The sequence below is a fragment of the Desulfobacterales bacterium genome, assembly GCA_034003325.1.
Classification (GTDB): Bacteria; Desulfobacterota; Desulfobacteria; order Desulfobacterales; family JAFDDL01; genus JAVEYW01.
Genome location: JAVEYW010000021.1, coordinates 26,582 through 43,718, shown reverse-complemented (window position 1 = coordinate 43,718; position 17,137 = coordinate 26,582). Strand labels below are relative to the sequence as shown.

Here is a 17,137-nt window from a genome sequence, read left to right as displayed (position 1 = left end):
CTACTTGAGCGGTTTGACCCCGCCTTTGTGTCCCAGACCGAAGGCAATCCGATAGACGTCCGGCATCTGAATACGGCCGTCTCTCAGTCTTTGAATCAGTCCCAGTTCTTCCAGGTCCTTCAGAATACCCTCCGGCCCTTTCTCCAAATGTTGGGGGGGGGGCAATTTGACGTTATTACCTTGCCCGATCAAATTGCCGATGGTTTTTTTCTGATCCCATATGGAAATAAATTCCTGGGGGGTCGCACGGCACAATAATTCCGCCGAGCAAGGGGACCATCATCAAAGTGCCGCATCTTCAATTCTCCAATGAAAAAATACGGGTTCCATATCTTACGCTGCCGATCCACTTCGTCCGCGCGGGATTCGGTTATTAGCTCAACTCCTCCGCAACAGAATTATCGATAGGCATCGAACTGAGATAAGTTTGGAACCTTATGATATAATTCTTTTATTTTCAAGGCGTTTTTAAGCTTCACCCTGCTTCCGGGCGGTCTCGGCTAAATTACCCGCGCGCTGCACGAAGTGGGTGGAAAATATCGCCGGAATATGTAATAACGGCGCTGATCGATTCACTCATGTTGACGGCGGCGGCAAATGCAGGAAAACCCGAGTAACGGTACCGGCCGATCGGTTCGGTATCCCATATGGTTTAAAATCTTTGTCGTGAGCCTGATTCCAACATTGACCTTGCTGATTGCCGCCTTGCTCAATCACCAGTATTTAAACTCACTGGGTGACAGCGCCGAGCAAATTCTGTCCAAAAACTATAAAAGCATTCGGGCTGCGCAGGCGGCCCGATCCGCGCTGGAAGAGGCACGCAATCCGCTGCTGGTGCAAATGCCTCAGCGGCCATCGATCGCCGTCATTCCGGAAGAAACCCTTCGGCGCATCTCCGCCAATCTCCATATTTGCCGGGAAAACATCACCGAGGACGGGGAACGCGAGCTGGTCGAAACCCTGTTGACAGGCTACGGCAGGTATGAACCGCTTGTGATGTCCTTGAACCGGGCGGCGGGAAATCCTTGGACCTCGGACCGTTTTGTCCCTTTTTTGTCATTGACCGCGGAGCTGGTGCGACGTCTTGACGATCTGGTGCGTCTCAACGAAGGGGCGATGGAGCGGGCGGAACTGCAGACCCGGCTTCTGGCTCACCGGGCGCAACGGCAGGCCGCCCTGCTTTTCGGCAGTATCATCGTCGCTATTTTGGCATTGAGCGTCTTTTTGTCCTATCGGATCGGCCGGCCGATCATGATGCTGGCGAATCGGCTTTCCGGCATGCGGGAAGGCAGCGGGGTTTATCCGGTGGTCAACGTGCAGGCCGGCGATGAGATCGGGTATTTGGCGGATTCCTTCAACCGGCTGTTTACCCGCCTTGAGCAGTATGACCACCACCGGGACGATATTCTGGCAGGGGAAAAAGAGAAGGTCCGGCACAGTGAAGAGGCCAAGGGCCGCTTTATCGCCGATATTTCCCACCAACTTAAAACGCCCATGACCTCCCTGGCGATGAGCACGGGCATGCTGCATGCGCGAGGTGATGCGCTGAATGCGGAGAAACGGGCCAAGCTCGTGGCCACCGCATATGAGGATTGCACGCGGCTCGCAGCGCTCATCAATGAGCTGGTCGATATATCCCGGCTGGAGGCCATGTCGCGGCCCCGGCCAAAGGAAACCCTGGACATCAATGTCGTGATTCGTGAGTGCATCGCCCCCTTGCGCAACCAGGCGGAAGAAAAGGGCATTCACCTCGACATCGAGATATCGGAACCCCTGCCGCAGGTGACGATCGATTCATTCCGGTTTCCCTGGGTGATAACGAACCTCGTGGGAAACGCCCTGCGCTACACCGGCCCGGGCGGCCGCATCGAATTGAAGGTTTTCAAGCGTGGCGGCCGCTTTTATTTTCAGTGCACGGATACGGGCAGCGGCATCGATCCGAAATATCTGCCGCATATTTTCGATCGGTTCACCCAGTTTTCCGAACGCGGCAAAAGCGGCACCATCGGTCTCGGGCTCGCCATCGTCAAGGATATCATCGAGCAGCACGGCGGCGATGTGGAAGTAAAAAGCCGGCTGGGGGAAGGCACTACCTTTACATTTTGGATACCGGCGTCTTAGGGGGAGACAAGTGAAAAAAGCACTGATCATTGATGATGACCGCAACATTTTAACCACCCTGGAAATGTATCTTGAGGATAAGGGATTTCTGACGATGACGGCGGCATCGGGTGAGCAGGGCCTGCTGCAATTTCGCCGCGAAGCACCGGACCTGGTGCTGCTGGACATGAAACTACCGGACCGGGACGGTTTGACGGTGCTAAAAGATATCGTCTCTTTCGGGACGAAAACGCAAGTGCTGATGATAACGGCTTATGCGACGATCGAAACGGCGGTCAGCGCGGTCAAGATGGGCGCGTTCGATTATCTGCCCAAGCCCTTTGTGCCGGGTCAGCTCGATCTGATTCTGGAGCGCCTCAACCGGTTCCACGAGATGGAGATGGAAATTGCCGTTCTTAAAGGCGTGTTTTTCGAAGGCGGCATTCTGACACGAAACCGTGGTATGCAAAAAGTGCTGCAAACGGCGCGACAGGCGGCCGATTCCGCGGCGATTATTCTTATCAGCGGGGAAAGTGGAACCGGCAAGGGATTGCTCGCGCACTTGATTCACGACTGGAGCCCGCGGGCGGAAGGGGCTTTTGTCACGGTCGACTGCGCGGCTCTTCAGGAGAGCCTTTTGGAAAGTGATTTATTCGGTCATGTGAGGGGGGCTTTCACGGGCGCTCTGCGCGATAAGGTGGGGAAACTCAAGATGGCCGACGGCGGCACCGTCTTTCTGGATGAAGTCTCGGAGATTCCGGTTTCGGTTCAGGGAAAGCTGCTTCGCTTTATTCAGCATCGGGAATACGAACGGGTCGGCGATCCGAAACTCCATACCGTGGATGTGCGCATTCTGGCGGCGACGAACAAGGATCTGGACGAACTGGTCCGGGAAGGGGCCTTTCGGGAAGATCTGTATTTTCGGCTCAACGTGCTGGAATTATTCCTGCCCCCTTTGCGGGAACGGCCCGAAGACATTCAACTATTGGCGGAACATTATTTAAAACGCTCGGCCGGCGTCAACGGCAAGGCGGTCCGAAGCTGTCATCCCGATGTCATGCAGCGCCTGCGGGATTATCCATGGCCCGGTAATGTCCGGGAGCTTGTCAACACCATGGAGCGCGCGGTGATCATGGCGGCCGGCAATGAGCTGACCCTGGCCGATCTATCTCCTCATATCGCGAATTTCCATTTGGCCGGCGAATGCGATGGGCCGTTGGGGAGTCTGGCGGAAATTGAACGGTTGCATATTCAGCAGGTGATGTTGCATACGTCCTCGCTCGAAGAGGCGGCCCGGGTGCTGGGCATTGACCCGGCCACCCTGTGGCGCAAACGTAAAAAATATCAGTTGACCTGATCCGGCTGAAGCGGGAGAAGACTTCCCGATGATGTGGATTGTGGGCAAATGCGGGAGGGTCATTTTTATTCCGATTTATTCCTACGAAGGGAAAGAACCCCAGCCTATTCATGTAGATACCCCCGAAGGAGAATGTAAATTCTGGCTCCAGCCTGTCCAATTGGCAAGGAATAGGGGGTTGCTCCTGTAGATGTCAGAAAAATTGAAAGACTGATTTTTGAAAATCAAAATTTCCTGATGGGAAAAACAATGAAATCGAAAACAAAAGAAATGTCATTGGCGAGTCTGCCGCGATTAAAGCATGGGCGGAAGGCTGGATGGTATATATGGAACTGACTGACGGCAGAATTGCGGCCTTTCCGGCGGATCGTTTCAAAATTCTAACCAGGGCCACAGACGGGCAGATTAAGGCGGTTTCCTTAAGGTTGAACGGCATTTGTCCTCCGTGATGCGCCCTTGCACAATGCAAGGCGCTTTTCGTGCAAATTTCAAGATGTTTCGTTACCCGCAGGTATGCCGTCCGTGTTCATTTTTTTAAATATATAAAAAATTCAAATTAATACGATGATAGGCATGAGACTTGCTGTGGTTCGGGAGGGGCTTTTCCCATGGAGTTATCTCGCAAGGTGGCTGGTTTGATGACATTGAAACATAAAATTTGGGCCGGATATGGCGTTGCATTTGCGCTGATGGGGCTTGTGGTCGCATGGGCCGTTGTGAACCTGGTTTCCCTGGGGACGGCGACCGATGCGATTTTACGCGAAAATTACCGGAGTATTCTGGCCGCCGAAAACATGCTGGATGCCCTTGAGCGCCAGGACAGCGGTGTTCTTCTGATGTTTTTGGGGGATGATCGGAAAGGGGTTGCCCAATATCGTGAGTATGAGGCGGTGTTTCTGGAGTGGCTTGGCCGTGCAAAAGACAACATCACGATTCAGGGAGAAGCGGCGCTTCTCCAATCCATTGAGACCGGTTACTCAAAATACAGGCAATGGTTTTCGGCGATGACGGATTTGCCCGGTGTGGAATCCCCCCTGCGCGCCGCGTCTCTTGGCATGTATTGGGAAACGGTCTACCCGCTGTTTGCCAAGATTCGCGAAGAATGTACCGGGTTGCGTCGGCTGAATGAAAAAACAATGTATGCCGTCAGTGTTAAGGCGCAAGCCATCGCCGGCCGGGCCATCTGGTCCACGGCCATGGTGGCGGCGGCGGCGCTTATGGTGGCGGTTCTCTTCAGTTTGTTTATTGCGGAGCGTATTGTTCGCCCCATCCGGCGCTTCATGGACGCTTCCAGACAGATTTCCGCCGGTGATTACGGCGTGCAGGTGCCGGTGGAAAGCGGGGACGAGCTGGGCCGGCTTGCCGGCGAGTTCAACCGAATGGCAGCTCAACTCGGCCGTTACCATGAAATGAATATCGAGCAGATCATTGCGGAAAAAAACAAGGGGGAAGCGATCCTGTCCAGTATCGAGGATGCGCTGGTGGTGTTTGATACTCGCCTTAAAATGGTCGGCATTAATCCGGCCGGCCGTCGCTTGCTGGATTTACCCTTTAGCGAGCATGCGGGCGTATCCTGCGCGGATATTCTGCCGGTGCCATGGGTGTGCGAGCTTATCGCCGAGACCATTGAAAAACAGGTCAACCCCAAGCTTTCCGATGAGCGGCGGATCATTACGCTCATGGATGGCGCGCAATCCCGCCACTTCTTGTTTTCCGTTACCGTCATTCGCGGAAAAGAGCGCACCCTGACCGGCATCGTGCTGCTGCTTCGGGATGTAACGCGCCTGAAAGAGATCGAACAGCTTAAAAGCGATTTTGTGATGGCGGCTTCCCATGAATTGCGCACGCCGCTGACCAGCCTGGGAATGAGCATCGAATTGCTGACGGAGACGATCGAACCCCGCCTTGAGGAGAAGGACCGGGTGCTTTTGCGGGCCGCTCGTGAGGAAGTTCAGCGAATGAACGCCCTGGTGAACGACCTTTTGGACCTGTCCAAAATCGAAGCGGGCCGGATCGAGATGGACTTCGAGCGCGTCCCCGTGCAACCCCTGTTTGCGCATGTCGCGGCCGTGTTTAAAAACCAGATGGAAATCAAAGCGGTAGGCTTTTCTTTTGCGCCGGAGGAAGATCTGCCCGATATTCGTGCGGATGCCAACAAAATTACCTGGGTGCTGACCAATCTGGTGTCCAATGCCCTGCGGTATGTGAATAGGGGCGGTCATATTCAACTGGCGGCGCACCGGATCGGGCTGAACGTGCACTTGTCCGTGCAGGATGACGGGCCCGGCATCGCCCCGGAATATCAATCAATGATTTTTCAGAAATTTGTTAAGATAAAGGGGCGGGAGGCCGGCGGATCCGGGCTGGGGCTTGCCATTTGCAAGGAGATTGTTCGCGCGCACGGTGGAGCGATCTGGGTGGAATCGACTGTGGGCCATGGTAGCACGTTTACCTTTACCGTGCCGGTGGCGTAAAAAAGTAGGCAGTCAGCAGGTGTTGGATGGCATCGAGTGTTTCCAACTGCTGACGGCTATCTACTTCCGGCGAAGCCGGATAAGGAGGAATAGATGGAAAAAAGGCCGATCCTGGTTGTGGACGATGAAAAAAACATTCGATTGACCATGTCCCGCGCCTTGGAGCCGCTGGAAGTTGCCGTCGAAACCGCCGTCAACGGTGAAGAGGCGCTGGAAAAGCTTCGTGAGGGGAGTTTCGGATTGGTGTTCCTGGACCTTAAGATGCCGGGCATGGACGGGATGGAGGCCTTACGCCTGATCAAGGAGAATTGGCCCGAAATACGGGTGATCATCATCACGGCTCACGGCACCATCGCGTCAGCGGTAGAGGCCATGAAGCTCGGGGCTGTGGATTTCATTCAAAAACCGTTCAGTCCGGGTGAGATTCGCGCGCTTGCCACCCTTGTGCCGGCACGCGAAGCATTGGATGAAAATCATGTGGTCGACTACCCGGCGCTGATCGAGCTGGCCAAACGTCATATCACGGACCGGCGCTTTGCAGACAGCCGGGAAATGGTCCAAAAAGCCATCGCCGTCAATCCCGGGCAGCCCGAGGCTTATAACCTGCTTGGGGCACTGCTCGAAATCAAGGGTGATTGGCTGCAAGCGCAAAAGTTTTATCGCGCGGCCCTGGACATTGATCCCACCTTTAAACCGGCTTCCGCGAACCTGGAAAGAACCACCACCATCAGCAAGTTAGGCCGGATCGATCTCGGGGTGAACGCAGGCGGGCGTGTGGCCGAAGACGAGGGGATCGGGAAGGCGGAAAAAGATGAAAAATAGTCTTTACATCGTGATTGTCGGATGCGGGCGTTTGGGCTCACATCTGGCAAATCAGTTGAGTCGCGTGGGGCATTCGATTGTGGTGATCGACAAGAATGGGGAAACCTTCAATGACCTTTCGCCTGAATTCAGCGGCTTTCGGCTCGAAGGCGACGCCGTCCGAATGACGGTGCTAAAGGCAGCCAAGGTGAAAAACGCGGATGTTTTTTTTGCCACAACCCACGAGGACAACGTCAACCTGATGACGGCACAGGTGGCCAAAAAGATTTTCCAGGTTCCCCATGTGCTGGCCAGGGTGTTTGACCCGAGACGGGAGCGGATTTTTGACCGGCTCGGAATCGAGACGATTTGCCCGACATCGGTGGCCGCTGAAATGTTTCTGATGGCTGTTGCGAGCGGCGCGGCTGCCGAAAAGGAGGTTCGGCCATGAACATACTGATCGTCGGTGGCGGGGCGAGCCTTTATTTTCTTTGCCGAAACCTGACTGCCAAGGGGCACGAGGTGGTTATCATCAACCGCGATCGGGAAGAATGCGTTCAATTGGCCCGGCAGCTTTCCGCCATGGTTATTTGCGGCGACGGCAGCGATGCCGGGATTCTAAAGGAAGCAGGCGCCATGTCCACGGATGTGCTGCTGGCCATTACGCCTAACGACCAGGATAATCTGGTGATCTGTCAGCTTGCAGCGCTGGAGTTCGACGTGCCGCGGACCGTGGCGCTTGCCAATGATCCGGACAACGCGGAGATTTTCGAGAAACTGGGGGTGCCGGCCTTTTCGACCACGCACATCGTCGGCAGTCTGATCGAACAGCGGGCCTCCCTCGAGCAGATTACCAATCTGCTACCGGTGGGAGAAGGAAAGGTGAATGTGACGGAGATCGTTCTTGAAGCGGATTCTCCGGTTGCGGGAAAGTGCTTGAAGGATTTTGCGCTTCCGGAAAATGCCCTGGTTGCCGTGGTGATCCGCGATCATCAGCCCATCGTTCCCCGGGGGGCCAGCCGGTTGCTGGCGGGCGATCAGCTGGTCTTGATCACCTTGCCGGAAAACCATGGCCGCGTGCTCAAAACCATTACGGGCGAGTCGAAGTAGGGGGACAACGGTGCGCGAAAAAGGCTATCTCAAACAGCGCTATGCTGCCATCTTTTCATCGGTCGGCTTTATTCTTTTCCTGTCCGGGCCGGTGATGGTGACGCCGCTGTTTGCCCTTCTGGTGAATCCCGCGGAGGCAGTTTGGATACCGGCGTTTGTCTTGCCGGCGGGATGTCTTTGCCTGTTGGGAGGGATCTTATGGCGGTGGTTGCGGCCGCCTTCCAGCATCACCTTATCGGTCTGCGAGGGCGGCGTTATCGTTCTCGTCAGCTGGGGATTGGTTCCTGTCTTTTCGGCGTGGCCGTTTATGGCGGTGTCGGGGCTTTCGTTTTCCGCGGCTGTATTCGAGTCTGTGAGCGGGTGGACCACCACCGGCCTTTCGGTTGTGGATTTAACCAACGCCGGCCCCATGATTCTGCTTTGGCGCAGCATTATGCAGCTTGCGGGCGGGGCGGGATTGGCCATCATCATGATGTCGGCCATTGTGGGGCCGACGGGGGTGGGCATTTCGAATGCCGAGGGCCGCGGCGACCAGTTGGTTCCGCATGTCCGCCAGTCGGCCCGGTTGGTTCTCTTGATTTATATCGGGTATGCAACTGCCGGAACGGTTGCATACCGTCTGGCAGGCATGAGCCTTTTTGATGCGGTGAACCATGCGTTTGCCGCGGTTTCCACCGGCGGTTTCGGAATGTACCCGGACAGTATCGGGCATTGGGATTCGGCGGCTGTCGAGGCGGTATCGCTGGTGCTCATGGTGTTGGGCAACTTGAGTTTCGTTACGGCCTGGTTTCTGGTGCAAGGCGAGTTCCGATGGCTGATCCGTAACGGCGAAGTCCGGTTGATGGCGGTCCTGATTCCCCTGTCCGCGGCCGCCGTATTTCTTTACACCACCAGTTGCGGGCTTTATCCACTGCTCGGAAAATCACTTCGCGTGGCCCTGTTCGGGACGGTTTCCGCCCTTACCACCACGGGGTTTTCAACGGTAAGCTATGGAAACTGGAACGGGTTCGGCATGCTCGTCTTAATTTGCCTGATGCTGATCGGCGGCGGAACCTGCTCGACCGCGGGCGGCATCAAACAGTTTCGAATTCATTTATTGTGGAAATTGTTGGTTTGGGAGATTCGGCGCAGCCTCATGCCTCGCAGTGCGGTCTTGGAACGTCCCCTCTGGGAGGGGAACCGGCAAGTCTTTGTGGACGATGCCAGAGTGCGCCAGGTAGCGGTTTTTGTGTTTCTGTATCTGGCAACCTATACATTGGGCGCCTTAATTCTGTGCGCCTGCGGTTACAGCCTGAGTGACTCTCTTTTCGAATTTGCCTCCGCTATGGGAACCGTTGGACTTTCGGTCGGGGTGAGTTCCCCGCATATGCCGCTTGCCGGCATGTGGGCGGAGATTTTTGCCATGTTTCTCGGGCGGCTGGAGTTGATCGTGGTGTTTGTCAGCCTGTTCAAGCTTTGCAAAGACGGACAGCGCGCTTTGGCGCGAACCAAAAACGGAAATGATCATGATGGAAGAAAAAAGCGGATTTGAGGATAGGCGGCCATCAACAGCCCCGATGTTCCTGCTTTGTGATACCCTGGGGGCTCCGGGAATTTTGATGCCCGGTGGACAGCGGGTTTCCAGTCCGGTGCAATGCCTTGATCAGGCGATTGCGGAACGTCCGGGCATTATGGTGGTTCGTTTCGGACCCATGCCCATTCGGCAGCGGGACGCACTCGTTGAATTATGCGCTGTCCTTAAACACAACCGTCACACCGGGGAAATCCCCCTTCTGGCGCTTCTCGGCGCCAAACACCGCCAACTGATTGAAACGTTGAAGGATGCCGGTGCGGACTATATCCGGTACATCGGGATGGACAAGTTGGAATCGGCCCTGATATTACAATGCATCGAGGGGTTGGGGCCGAGGGATCGAATTGAACCGCATCTTGAAATGTTATGCCCTTTTCTTCATTACAGCAGGATTGATTCACAGCACGAGATAACGGTATGTGGCGCTTACCTGGATCGTATGGTGCTCGGAGGGCGCCGGTTGCATGAAATTTGTGAGGTTGAAAATCATCTACAGTGTGAATATTACCTGAATCCGAGGCTCGCGTCATGACATTAGGCAATCGTGTGCTTAAACAGCATCCGGCGACGCTGGTATTGTTGAGTTTTCTGCTGGTCATCGGTGTGGGAACACTCCTGTTGAAATTGCCGTTTTCAACCAACGCCGGGACGATTGCCTGGGTAGATGCCCTGTTTACCGCCACGTCCGCCGTCTGTGTCACGGGCCTCGTGGTCGTGGATACGGGCAGCTTTTTCACCGGATTCGGCCAGGGCGTCATTTTGCTGCTCATTCAAATCGGCGGGCTGGGGCTTATGACCATATCCGTCACCCTGTTTCAGTGGCTCGGCCGAAGCGTATCGATTCGCCAGCGCATGGCCATGCAGGACTTGTTTGCCCATACGCCCAGGGAGGACATTTATAGTCTTGTCAAAAGCATTGTTTTTTTCACCCTCGGCGCGGAGCTTTTCGGCGCAATGCTGTTGACCCTTCACTGGTATGGTGAACTGGGGTTGTCCCGCGCCCTGTATGCGGGAATCTTTCATTCGGTTTCTGCATTTTGCAATGCCGGATTCGCCCTGTTTCCGGATAGCCTGATGCGCTATGACGGCGCTTTTTGGCTCAATGTTACCGTGTGCGGCTTGATTGTTGTCGGTGGCATCGGATTCCCGGTGCTCTACGAGCTTCAGGCCCGGCTTCGCAAGCGGAAAAAGGGGCGCACCCGTCTCACGGTTCATGCCAAAACGGTCGTGCTGACGACTTTGCTTCTGATCGTTTCCGGTGCTCTGATGTTTGCCGTTCTGGAGTGGCAATTCACGGGGACGGCGTCAACGCTCTCGCAACGGTTCTGGCGGCCGGTGTTTCAGTCCATTACCTGCAGGACCGCGGGGTTCAATACAGTGGATATTGGATCCTTGCAGGATGCAACCCTTGCAATGATGATTTTTCTCATGTTTTTCGGGGCGTCTCCCGGTTCCTGCGGCGGTGGTGTCAAGACGACCACCCTGGCACTGATCATCGCTTCGGTTTACAGCCGGTTTAAAAGAAGAGGACGCGTCAATCTTTTTAAAAAGAGTATCCCTGCCGAGACCGTGAGCCGAAGCGTGTCGCTGATGCTCATATCTGTCGGTATGATCGGGATCGTTTTCTTTTTGCTTCTTGCCGGCAATTCCGTGAGCGGGCATCATCTCTCGGGGGTCCGGGGGGCCTTTCTTCCGTATCTTTTTGAGACGGTGTCGGCGTTCGGCACCGTGGGCTTGTCGATGGGGGTGACACCGGAACTGAACACCTGGGGTAAATGCTGGATTATTCTGATGATGATCGTTGGCCGGGTGGGCATTTTGACCTTTTCCTATATCATTGTGGGCACTGGCGCTACCAGTGCGGTTGAGCATTCCGAAGAGAATCTGATGATTGGATAGATGGAGAGTGACTATGAAACGCTTTGCAGTGATAGGGCTTGGCAACTTTGGCTTTCATGCGGCCAAGGCCTTGTATGCGGACGGCAACGAAGTCCTTGCCGCGGATACCGATAAGTCACGGGTGCAGGCCATTGATGCCTATTGTACCGAAGCGCTTGTCCTGGATGCGACGGACAGGGAAACCTTGAAATCGTTGGGGTTGCAGGACATGGATGGGGTGATCGTGTCCACCGGCACCAAGATCAGCACGAGTATTCTGATTTGTCTGTACCTTCAAGAGATGGGCGTGAAAAACATCATTGCCAAGGCACTGGACAATGACCACGAAAAAATACTGAGACGAATGGGGGCAAACGAGATCATTCATCCGGAACGGGATTCGGCCTTGCGCATATCCCGAAGCCTGTCCCGGCCCAACGTGCTGGACTTTATTCCCTTGGCCGATGAGTATGACCTGGTCCAGGTGGGGCCGCCGAGAGAGTTTATCGGGAAAAACCTGAAAGAGCTGAACCTTCGGGCAAAATATAACGTGCACATCATCGCCATCAAGGAACTGGTGCCCGAGAATTTCATTCTGGTGCCGCCGGCGAGTTTTGTGATCAAGGATAGCGATATTTTAATGATTCTCGGAAAATCAGAGGACATTCGAAAGATTAAGGCGCTAAAATAAATAATAGTTCGTTATGGGGGGGAACCATGAGGCACGAGAAAGTGATCGTTGAAAGACGGGATACCTTCGTAGGCATCCTTACGCTGAACCGTCCGGAAAAGCTCAACACCTTTGACAGTGACATGGCGGAGCAACTCTACGGCGCGCTCGTCGAACTGGATGAGGACATGAATGTCCGCGTGGTGCTGATCAAGGGGAGCGGCAAGGCGTTTTGCGCCGGCATTGATGTCACCGAACTTGCCGGAAAAACCGCGATGGCATACCGGGAATGGATTGAGCGGATGGAAAAACCGCTCGTGGCCGTTTCAAAAATGAAAAAGCCCGTCATCGCGCAGCTTCACGGCGTAGCGGCGGCCAACGGCATGGGGCTGATTGCGGCAGCGGATCTCGTGATTGCGGCGGAAAACGCCAAAATGGGGTTAACGGCGATCAACGTGGGGCTTAACTGCGTGGGACCCGTGGTGGCCGTCGCCCGGTGCGTGGGAAGGAAAAAGGCGCTTGAGTTGCTGCTGTACGGCAATCTGATCAAAGCGCCGGAAGCCCTGGCGCTGGGGTTGATCAACCGGATCATCCCCAAGGAAGATATCGAGACCGAAGCGCTGCATTGGGCTGAAGAACTGGCGCAACGAAGCCCCGTTGCGGTTCAAATCGCCAAAAGCGCTTTCTACCATTCCGAGGACATGCCCTATGAAAAACAATTTGCCTATATGAATGAGGCGTTTGCGCGGCTGTGCACCACCGATGACGCCAAGGAAGGCGTACAGGCCTTTTTTGAAAAACGACTTCCCCACTGGAAGATGCGTTAATTCCGCATCTCTTGCAGGCTCGATGTTACATCCTATGGCGACAGGGCGATCCATTATCTTTGCTGGCGGGGATCCCTGGTCATGTCGGGTAAACTGAAAAGGGATTTTCTTGACACCCATTTTTATCGTGTGATAGGGGTTTGATTGAAAATTAACCGATATATGGAGGCTCCTTTTTCGGGGCATAATAGGGAAGCCGGTGCGATTCCGGCACGGACCCGCCGCTGTGAGCGAGGACGACCCCCGCAATAAGTCACTGTGCCGCGTTAAGTTACGAAGCGGTTCGGGAAGGCGCGGGCAGTAGGACGATTCGCGAGCCAGAAAACCTGCCGCATATCGAAGACACTCTTGGTGGAGACGGTAAATCCCCGGGCTATGATTCATTGGCTTGGGGATTTTTTTATGCCCAAACCAATTTAAGAGGAACCCAATGCTAAACCAAATAATTGATCGCATTAGACCCCTGGACGCAGCTGCCATGGCGGCGGCTTCCACGCATCAGGGGCGGCTGGCGCTTCCGGCCGGAAGCTTGGGACGACTGCACGCCTTTGCCGTTCAACTGGCTGGAATTACAGGGGAGTATCGACCCGTGATACATGATACGGCCATTATCACCATGGCGGGAGATCATGGGGTTGCCGCGCAGGGGGTAAGCCAATTCCCCCAGGCGGTGACTCGGGAAATGGTTGCCAATTTCGCAGCGGGCGGGGCGGCCATCAATGTGCTTGCGCGTCACGTGGGCGCACGGCTGACGGTGGTGGATATGGGGGTTGCCGGCCCGCCGTTGTTTGTGACGGTAAAAGGGAAGGGTGATGTCCGGTTTGAATCCCGTCCAATCGCCGGCGGTACAGGCGATATTTCCGTAGGCCCCGCCATGACCCGGACTCAGGCCGTAGCGGCCCTTGAAACCGGTATTGCCTTGGTTCAGGCCGAAATGGAGCGCGGGCTCGATGCCATTGGCACTGGGGATATGGGCATCGCCAATACGACTCCCTCTTCGGCTATTGCGGCAGTGCTTTTAAAGACGTCTGTTGCGGCAGTGGTCAATCGCGGCACCGGCATTGATGATGCCGCCCTGGCCAATAAGGTGACCGTGGTGGAGCGGGCGCTGCGGGTGAACCGCCCGGACCCGGAAGATCCGGTGGATGTGCTCGCGAAGGTGGGCGGATTTGAGATCGGCGGAATCGCAGGCGTTATTTTGGGCGCCTGCGCCAACCGGGTACCGGTCGTGGTGGACGGGTTTATCTCCACGGCGGCCGCGCTGCTTGCCTCCCGGTTTCATCCGGAAGTAAAACATTATCTATTCGGCGGGCATTTGTCCGCCGTGGAAGGGCACCGGCTGATGCTGGCGGAGTTGGGCCTTGTCCCGATGCTGGATTTGGAAATGCGGCTTGGCGAAGGAACCGGGGCCGCGCTCGGATTATCCTTTTTGGCCGCTGCATCACGGGTGGCCACGGAAATGCTGACCTTTGAGGAAGCCGCTGTTTCCGGACCGGCGAAGATTGCGTGATCAAATCGGGTTTTTTAACCTCGAATTCTCTTTGACCGGGCTTGTTATAATCGAACCGCCGCCCACTACTTCGAGGATATGGCGTCTACATTACAAGATCGTTGTCTTTTCAATGTTCTTTTGTTACATTTTCGTTGAATGTTACATTAGCTTGCAGGAGCGGTTGCAAAGCCACCCATTAACGTTAAAGCGCCCGTTTTTTCCATGCTCGCCCAACAGGAGGAACCCCATGTCAAAAGCACAGGATACCCGCAAAGAGGACAAAAAAAAGCCCGCTAAATCCATTAAAGAAAAACGCAAAGCCAAGCAGGAAAAAAAGAAACTGGAAAAATAGCGGGTGTTAAGTTATCCAAAAATCAGGGGGGAAATTAAAGGGCTGCCGGGGAATAACGGCTTTTGAAAAAATGCCCGGGCGCTCCTTATTTTTCTCCACTGATCATTTTTTTATACCCGCATCCTTTGGTTTGGCATATCAGAAACAGGCCGTCCTTTTTGGTTACTTTTTCAACCAGAAATTTTGCGCCGCATTGCGGACAGGCTTCGGGCACGGGTTTATCCCACATGGCGAATTTGCAGTCCGGGTATCGGTTGCAGCCGTAGAATAGTTTGCCGCGTTTTGATTTTTTTTCCGTAAGTTCACCCGTGCAGCCGGGTTCGGGGCAGGGCACGCCGGTGGTTTTTCCCTGATCGGTGGCGCCTATGGAGACGGTGTGCTTACAGTCCGGAAACCCGCTACAGGCCATGAAAGAGCCGTATTTGCCGGATTTGATCACCATGGGCCGCCCGCATTTATCACAGAGCTTATCTGTTATTTCATCGGCGATAGGTTCGGAAATCTGAATATGTCCTTTTTCATTGCGCACATAATCCCGAGTAAACCGACAGTTCGGGTAGCCGCTACAGGCCAGAAAATGGCCGTTTTTCCCCAATTTGATATTCACCGGCGCACCGCACTGGGGGCAGGTGATGCCCGCGGGAATGCCGACCCCCTTGACGCTGATCATGCTGTTGATCGCAACATCCAGTTCACTTTTAAAGGGCTGGTAAAATTGGGTCAGGACATTGAGGGCATCGATTTCAGCGGATTCGATACGATCAAGGTTATCTTCCATTTTTGCCGTGAAATCGACGTCAAACACATCGGGAAAACTTTTCACCAATAAATCGTTGACGATAAAGCCCAGTTCACTGGGCCTGAAATAGCCTTTAAGAAGCTCCACATAGCCTTTATCCCGAATGGTCGATAAAATGGCAGCATAGGTGCTCGGCCGGCCGATGCCGTTCTCTTCAAGCTCTTTGACCAGCGAAGCTTCGGAAAACCGGGGCGGGGGCTGCGTGAAGTGCTGTTTGGGATCATATTTCAAGAGGGTGATCGGCATGCCTTCGGATAGTTCGGGAAGCTTTTCCTTTCCTTTTTCCATACTGCTGGCCGCCTCTTCGTCTGCCGACATATACAGCGCCATAAATCCCGGGAATTTCACGGTCGAGCCGCTGGCGTTGAACCGGTAAAGCCCGGCTTTAATCGTTGCAGAGGTTTGATCGATCAGTGCCGGTTTCATCTGGGAGGCGATAAAGCGCTGCCAGATGAGCCGGTATAGGGCCAGTTGATCCGGGGAGAGGTAGCGCGCGATTTCATCGGGCGTGTTATATACGGCGGTCGGCCGAATGGCTTCATGCGCGTCTTGAACCTTTTTCGTGTTCTTAAAAAAACGCGGTTTTTCGTTTGGATACGCCGCGCCGAATTTTTCACCGATGAGTTTCAAGGCATCCTGTGCAGCTTCGGCGGCGATACGGGTCGAATCGGTTCGCATGTAGGTGATAAGGCCTACCGGTTCTCCCGGGCCCAGGTCAATTCCTTCGTAGAGTTGCTGCGCGACCATCATGGTTTTTTTGGCCGAGAACCGAAGCTTATGAATCGCCTCCTGTTGTAGCTTGCTGGTGGTGAAGGGCGGCAGCGGATTTCGGGTGGTCGTCTTTTTCTGAACCTTTTCCACGCTCAGCGGTTCACCCGCCAACTCATTTAAAATGCCCGTGGCGGTTTTCTCGTCCGGAATGGTTATTTTTTCGTCGCCTTTGCGAACCAGCTTGGCGGTAAAAGGCGGCGGGTTACCGCTTTCCAGATGCGCGGTGATGGACCAGTATTCCACCGGTTCGAAAGCCTGAATGGCGCGCTCTCTTTCGCAGATAATGCGAACCGTCACCGACTGAACGCGTCCTGCGGAAAGCCCACCCTTGACCTTTCGCCATAGAAGGGGGGAGACTTGGTATCCCACGAGCCGATCCAGTATTCTTCTGGCCTGTTGGGCTTCGTATTTGGGATGTTGAAGCGTGTCCGGGGCGTTGATGGCGGTCAGGATGCCGGTTTTGGTAAGTTCATGGAACAAAACCCGATAAAAATTCCGTCCCTTTTTTTTCAGAATTTCGGACGTATGATACGCAATGGCCTCTCCTTCGCGATCCGGGTCAGGGGCGAGATAAACGTCCGTGACACCCTCAGCGGCCTTTTTCAGGGCGCTGATCACTTGCTGTTTGCCGGGGATATTTTGGTAATCGGGTTTAAAGCCGTTTTCGATATCGATTCCGATTTCTTTTGCAGGCAGATCCCTGATGTGACCCACTGTGGCGACGACATTATAGTCCTTGCCGAGGTATTTTTTAATGGTTCGAACTTTGGTGGGTGATTCTACGACAACTAACGGTTTGCTCACAATAACTCCTTGTTTGGCATCCGTCCGGAAAAAGAATTATTTTAGGGCCCGGAGCGGTTACTTGCATGGTCTGTTCGCGAAAAAATAGTCAAACCTGCATATCCGACTATATCGGCACTTGCAAGGGGT

General features: G+C 54.6%; 14 protein-coding genes and 1 riboswitch. Of the genes, 12 read left to right on the top strand and 2 right to left on the bottom strand.

What is annotated here, in order from left to right; all coding sequences use genetic code 11:
• Window positions 1-255 carry a hypothetical protein gene (locus RBT11_18190; protein ID MDX9788714.1) on the bottom strand — a complete coding sequence of 85 codons (255 nt, stop codon included), beginning with the start codon at window positions 253-255 and terminating at the stop codon, window positions 1-3.
• 342 nt (window positions 256-597) lie between these two features.
• Between RBT11_18190 and RBT11_18185 the strand changes: the two genes are divergently transcribed.
• The 12 genes from RBT11_18185 to cobT all read left to right on the top strand — a co-directional run bounded on the left by RBT11_18185 (window position 598) and on the right by cobT (window position 14,300).
• Window positions 598-2,121 carry a HAMP domain-containing sensor histidine kinase gene (locus RBT11_18185; GenBank protein MDX9788713.1) on the top strand — a complete coding sequence of 508 codons (1,524 nt, stop codon included), beginning with the start codon at window positions 598-600 and terminating at the stop codon, window positions 2,119-2,121.
• Window positions 2,122-2,131: 10 nt separating this feature from the next.
• A complete protein-coding gene (locus RBT11_18180) occupies window positions 2,132-3,457 on the top strand; it encodes a sigma-54 dependent transcriptional regulator (protein MDX9788712.1) in 1,326 nt (441 codons plus the stop codon).
• Window positions 3,458-4,095: 638 nt separating this feature from the next.
• Window positions 4,096-5,931: an ATP-binding protein gene (locus tag RBT11_18175; protein ID MDX9788711.1), complete on the top strand. Its 1,836-nt coding sequence runs from the start codon at window positions 4,096-4,098 to the stop codon at window positions 5,929-5,931.
• A 93-nt stretch (window positions 5,932-6,024) separates the two neighbouring features.
• Window positions 6,025-6,753, top strand: coding sequence for a response regulator (locus RBT11_18170; protein MDX9788710.1), 729 nt, complete (start codon window positions 6,025-6,027; stop codon window positions 6,751-6,753).
• Window positions 6,743-7,183, top strand: coding sequence for a TrkA family potassium uptake protein (locus tag RBT11_18165; GenBank protein MDX9788709.1), 441 nt, complete (start codon window positions 6,743-6,745; stop codon window positions 7,181-7,183). The genes RBT11_18170 and RBT11_18165 overlap by 11 nt, the downstream gene beginning before the upstream one ends.
• Entirely contained in the window at window positions 7,180-7,842 is a 663-nt protein-coding gene (locus tag RBT11_18160) for a TrkA family potassium uptake protein (GenBank protein MDX9788708.1), read from the top strand. The genes RBT11_18165 and RBT11_18160 overlap by 4 nt, the downstream gene beginning before the upstream one ends.
• Before the next feature lie 10 nt (window positions 7,843-7,852).
• Entirely contained in the window at window positions 7,853-9,373 is a 1,521-nt protein-coding gene (locus tag RBT11_18155) for a TrkH family potassium uptake protein (GenBank protein ID MDX9788707.1), read from the top strand.
• Window positions 9,348-9,947: a hypothetical protein gene (locus RBT11_18150; protein MDX9788706.1), complete on the top strand. Its 600-nt coding sequence runs from the start codon at window positions 9,348-9,350 to the stop codon at window positions 9,945-9,947. The genes RBT11_18155 and RBT11_18150 overlap by 26 nt, the downstream gene beginning before the upstream one ends.
• Window positions 9,944-11,314, top strand: a complete 1,371-nt coding sequence (locus tag RBT11_18145) for a potassium transporter TrkG (protein MDX9788705.1) — start codon at window positions 9,944-9,946, stop codon at window positions 11,312-11,314. The genes RBT11_18150 and RBT11_18145 overlap by 4 nt, the downstream gene beginning before the upstream one ends.
• Window positions 11,315-11,327: 13 nt before the next feature.
• Complete coding sequence (locus RBT11_18140) at window positions 11,328-11,984, top strand: TrkA family potassium uptake protein (protein ID MDX9788704.1); 657 nt, start codon at window positions 11,328-11,330, stop codon at window positions 11,982-11,984.
• A 26-nt stretch (window positions 11,985-12,010) separates the two neighbouring features.
• Entirely contained in the window at window positions 12,011-12,790 is a 780-nt protein-coding gene (locus RBT11_18135) for an enoyl-CoA hydratase-related protein (protein MDX9788703.1), read from the top strand.
• A gap of 146 nt (window positions 12,791-12,936) precedes the next feature.
• A riboswitch (cobalamin riboswitch) is annotated at window positions 12,937-13,139 on the top strand.
• Window positions 13,140-13,220: 81 nt separating this feature from the next.
• Complete coding sequence (gene cobT, locus RBT11_18130; GenBank protein ID MDX9788702.1) at window positions 13,221-14,300, top strand: nicotinate-nucleotide--dimethylbenzimidazole phosphoribosyltransferase; 1,080 nt, start codon at window positions 13,221-13,223, stop codon at window positions 14,298-14,300.
• A 419-nt stretch (window positions 14,301-14,719) separates the two neighbouring features.
• On the opposite strand, the gene topA is transcribed toward cobT, so the two are convergent.
• Window positions 14,720-17,008 carry a type I DNA topoisomerase gene (gene topA / locus RBT11_18125; GenBank protein ID MDX9788701.1) on the bottom strand — a complete coding sequence of 763 codons (2,289 nt, stop codon included), beginning with the start codon at window positions 17,006-17,008 and terminating at the stop codon, window positions 14,720-14,722.
• Between the last annotated feature and the right edge of the window lie 129 nt (window positions 17,009-17,137).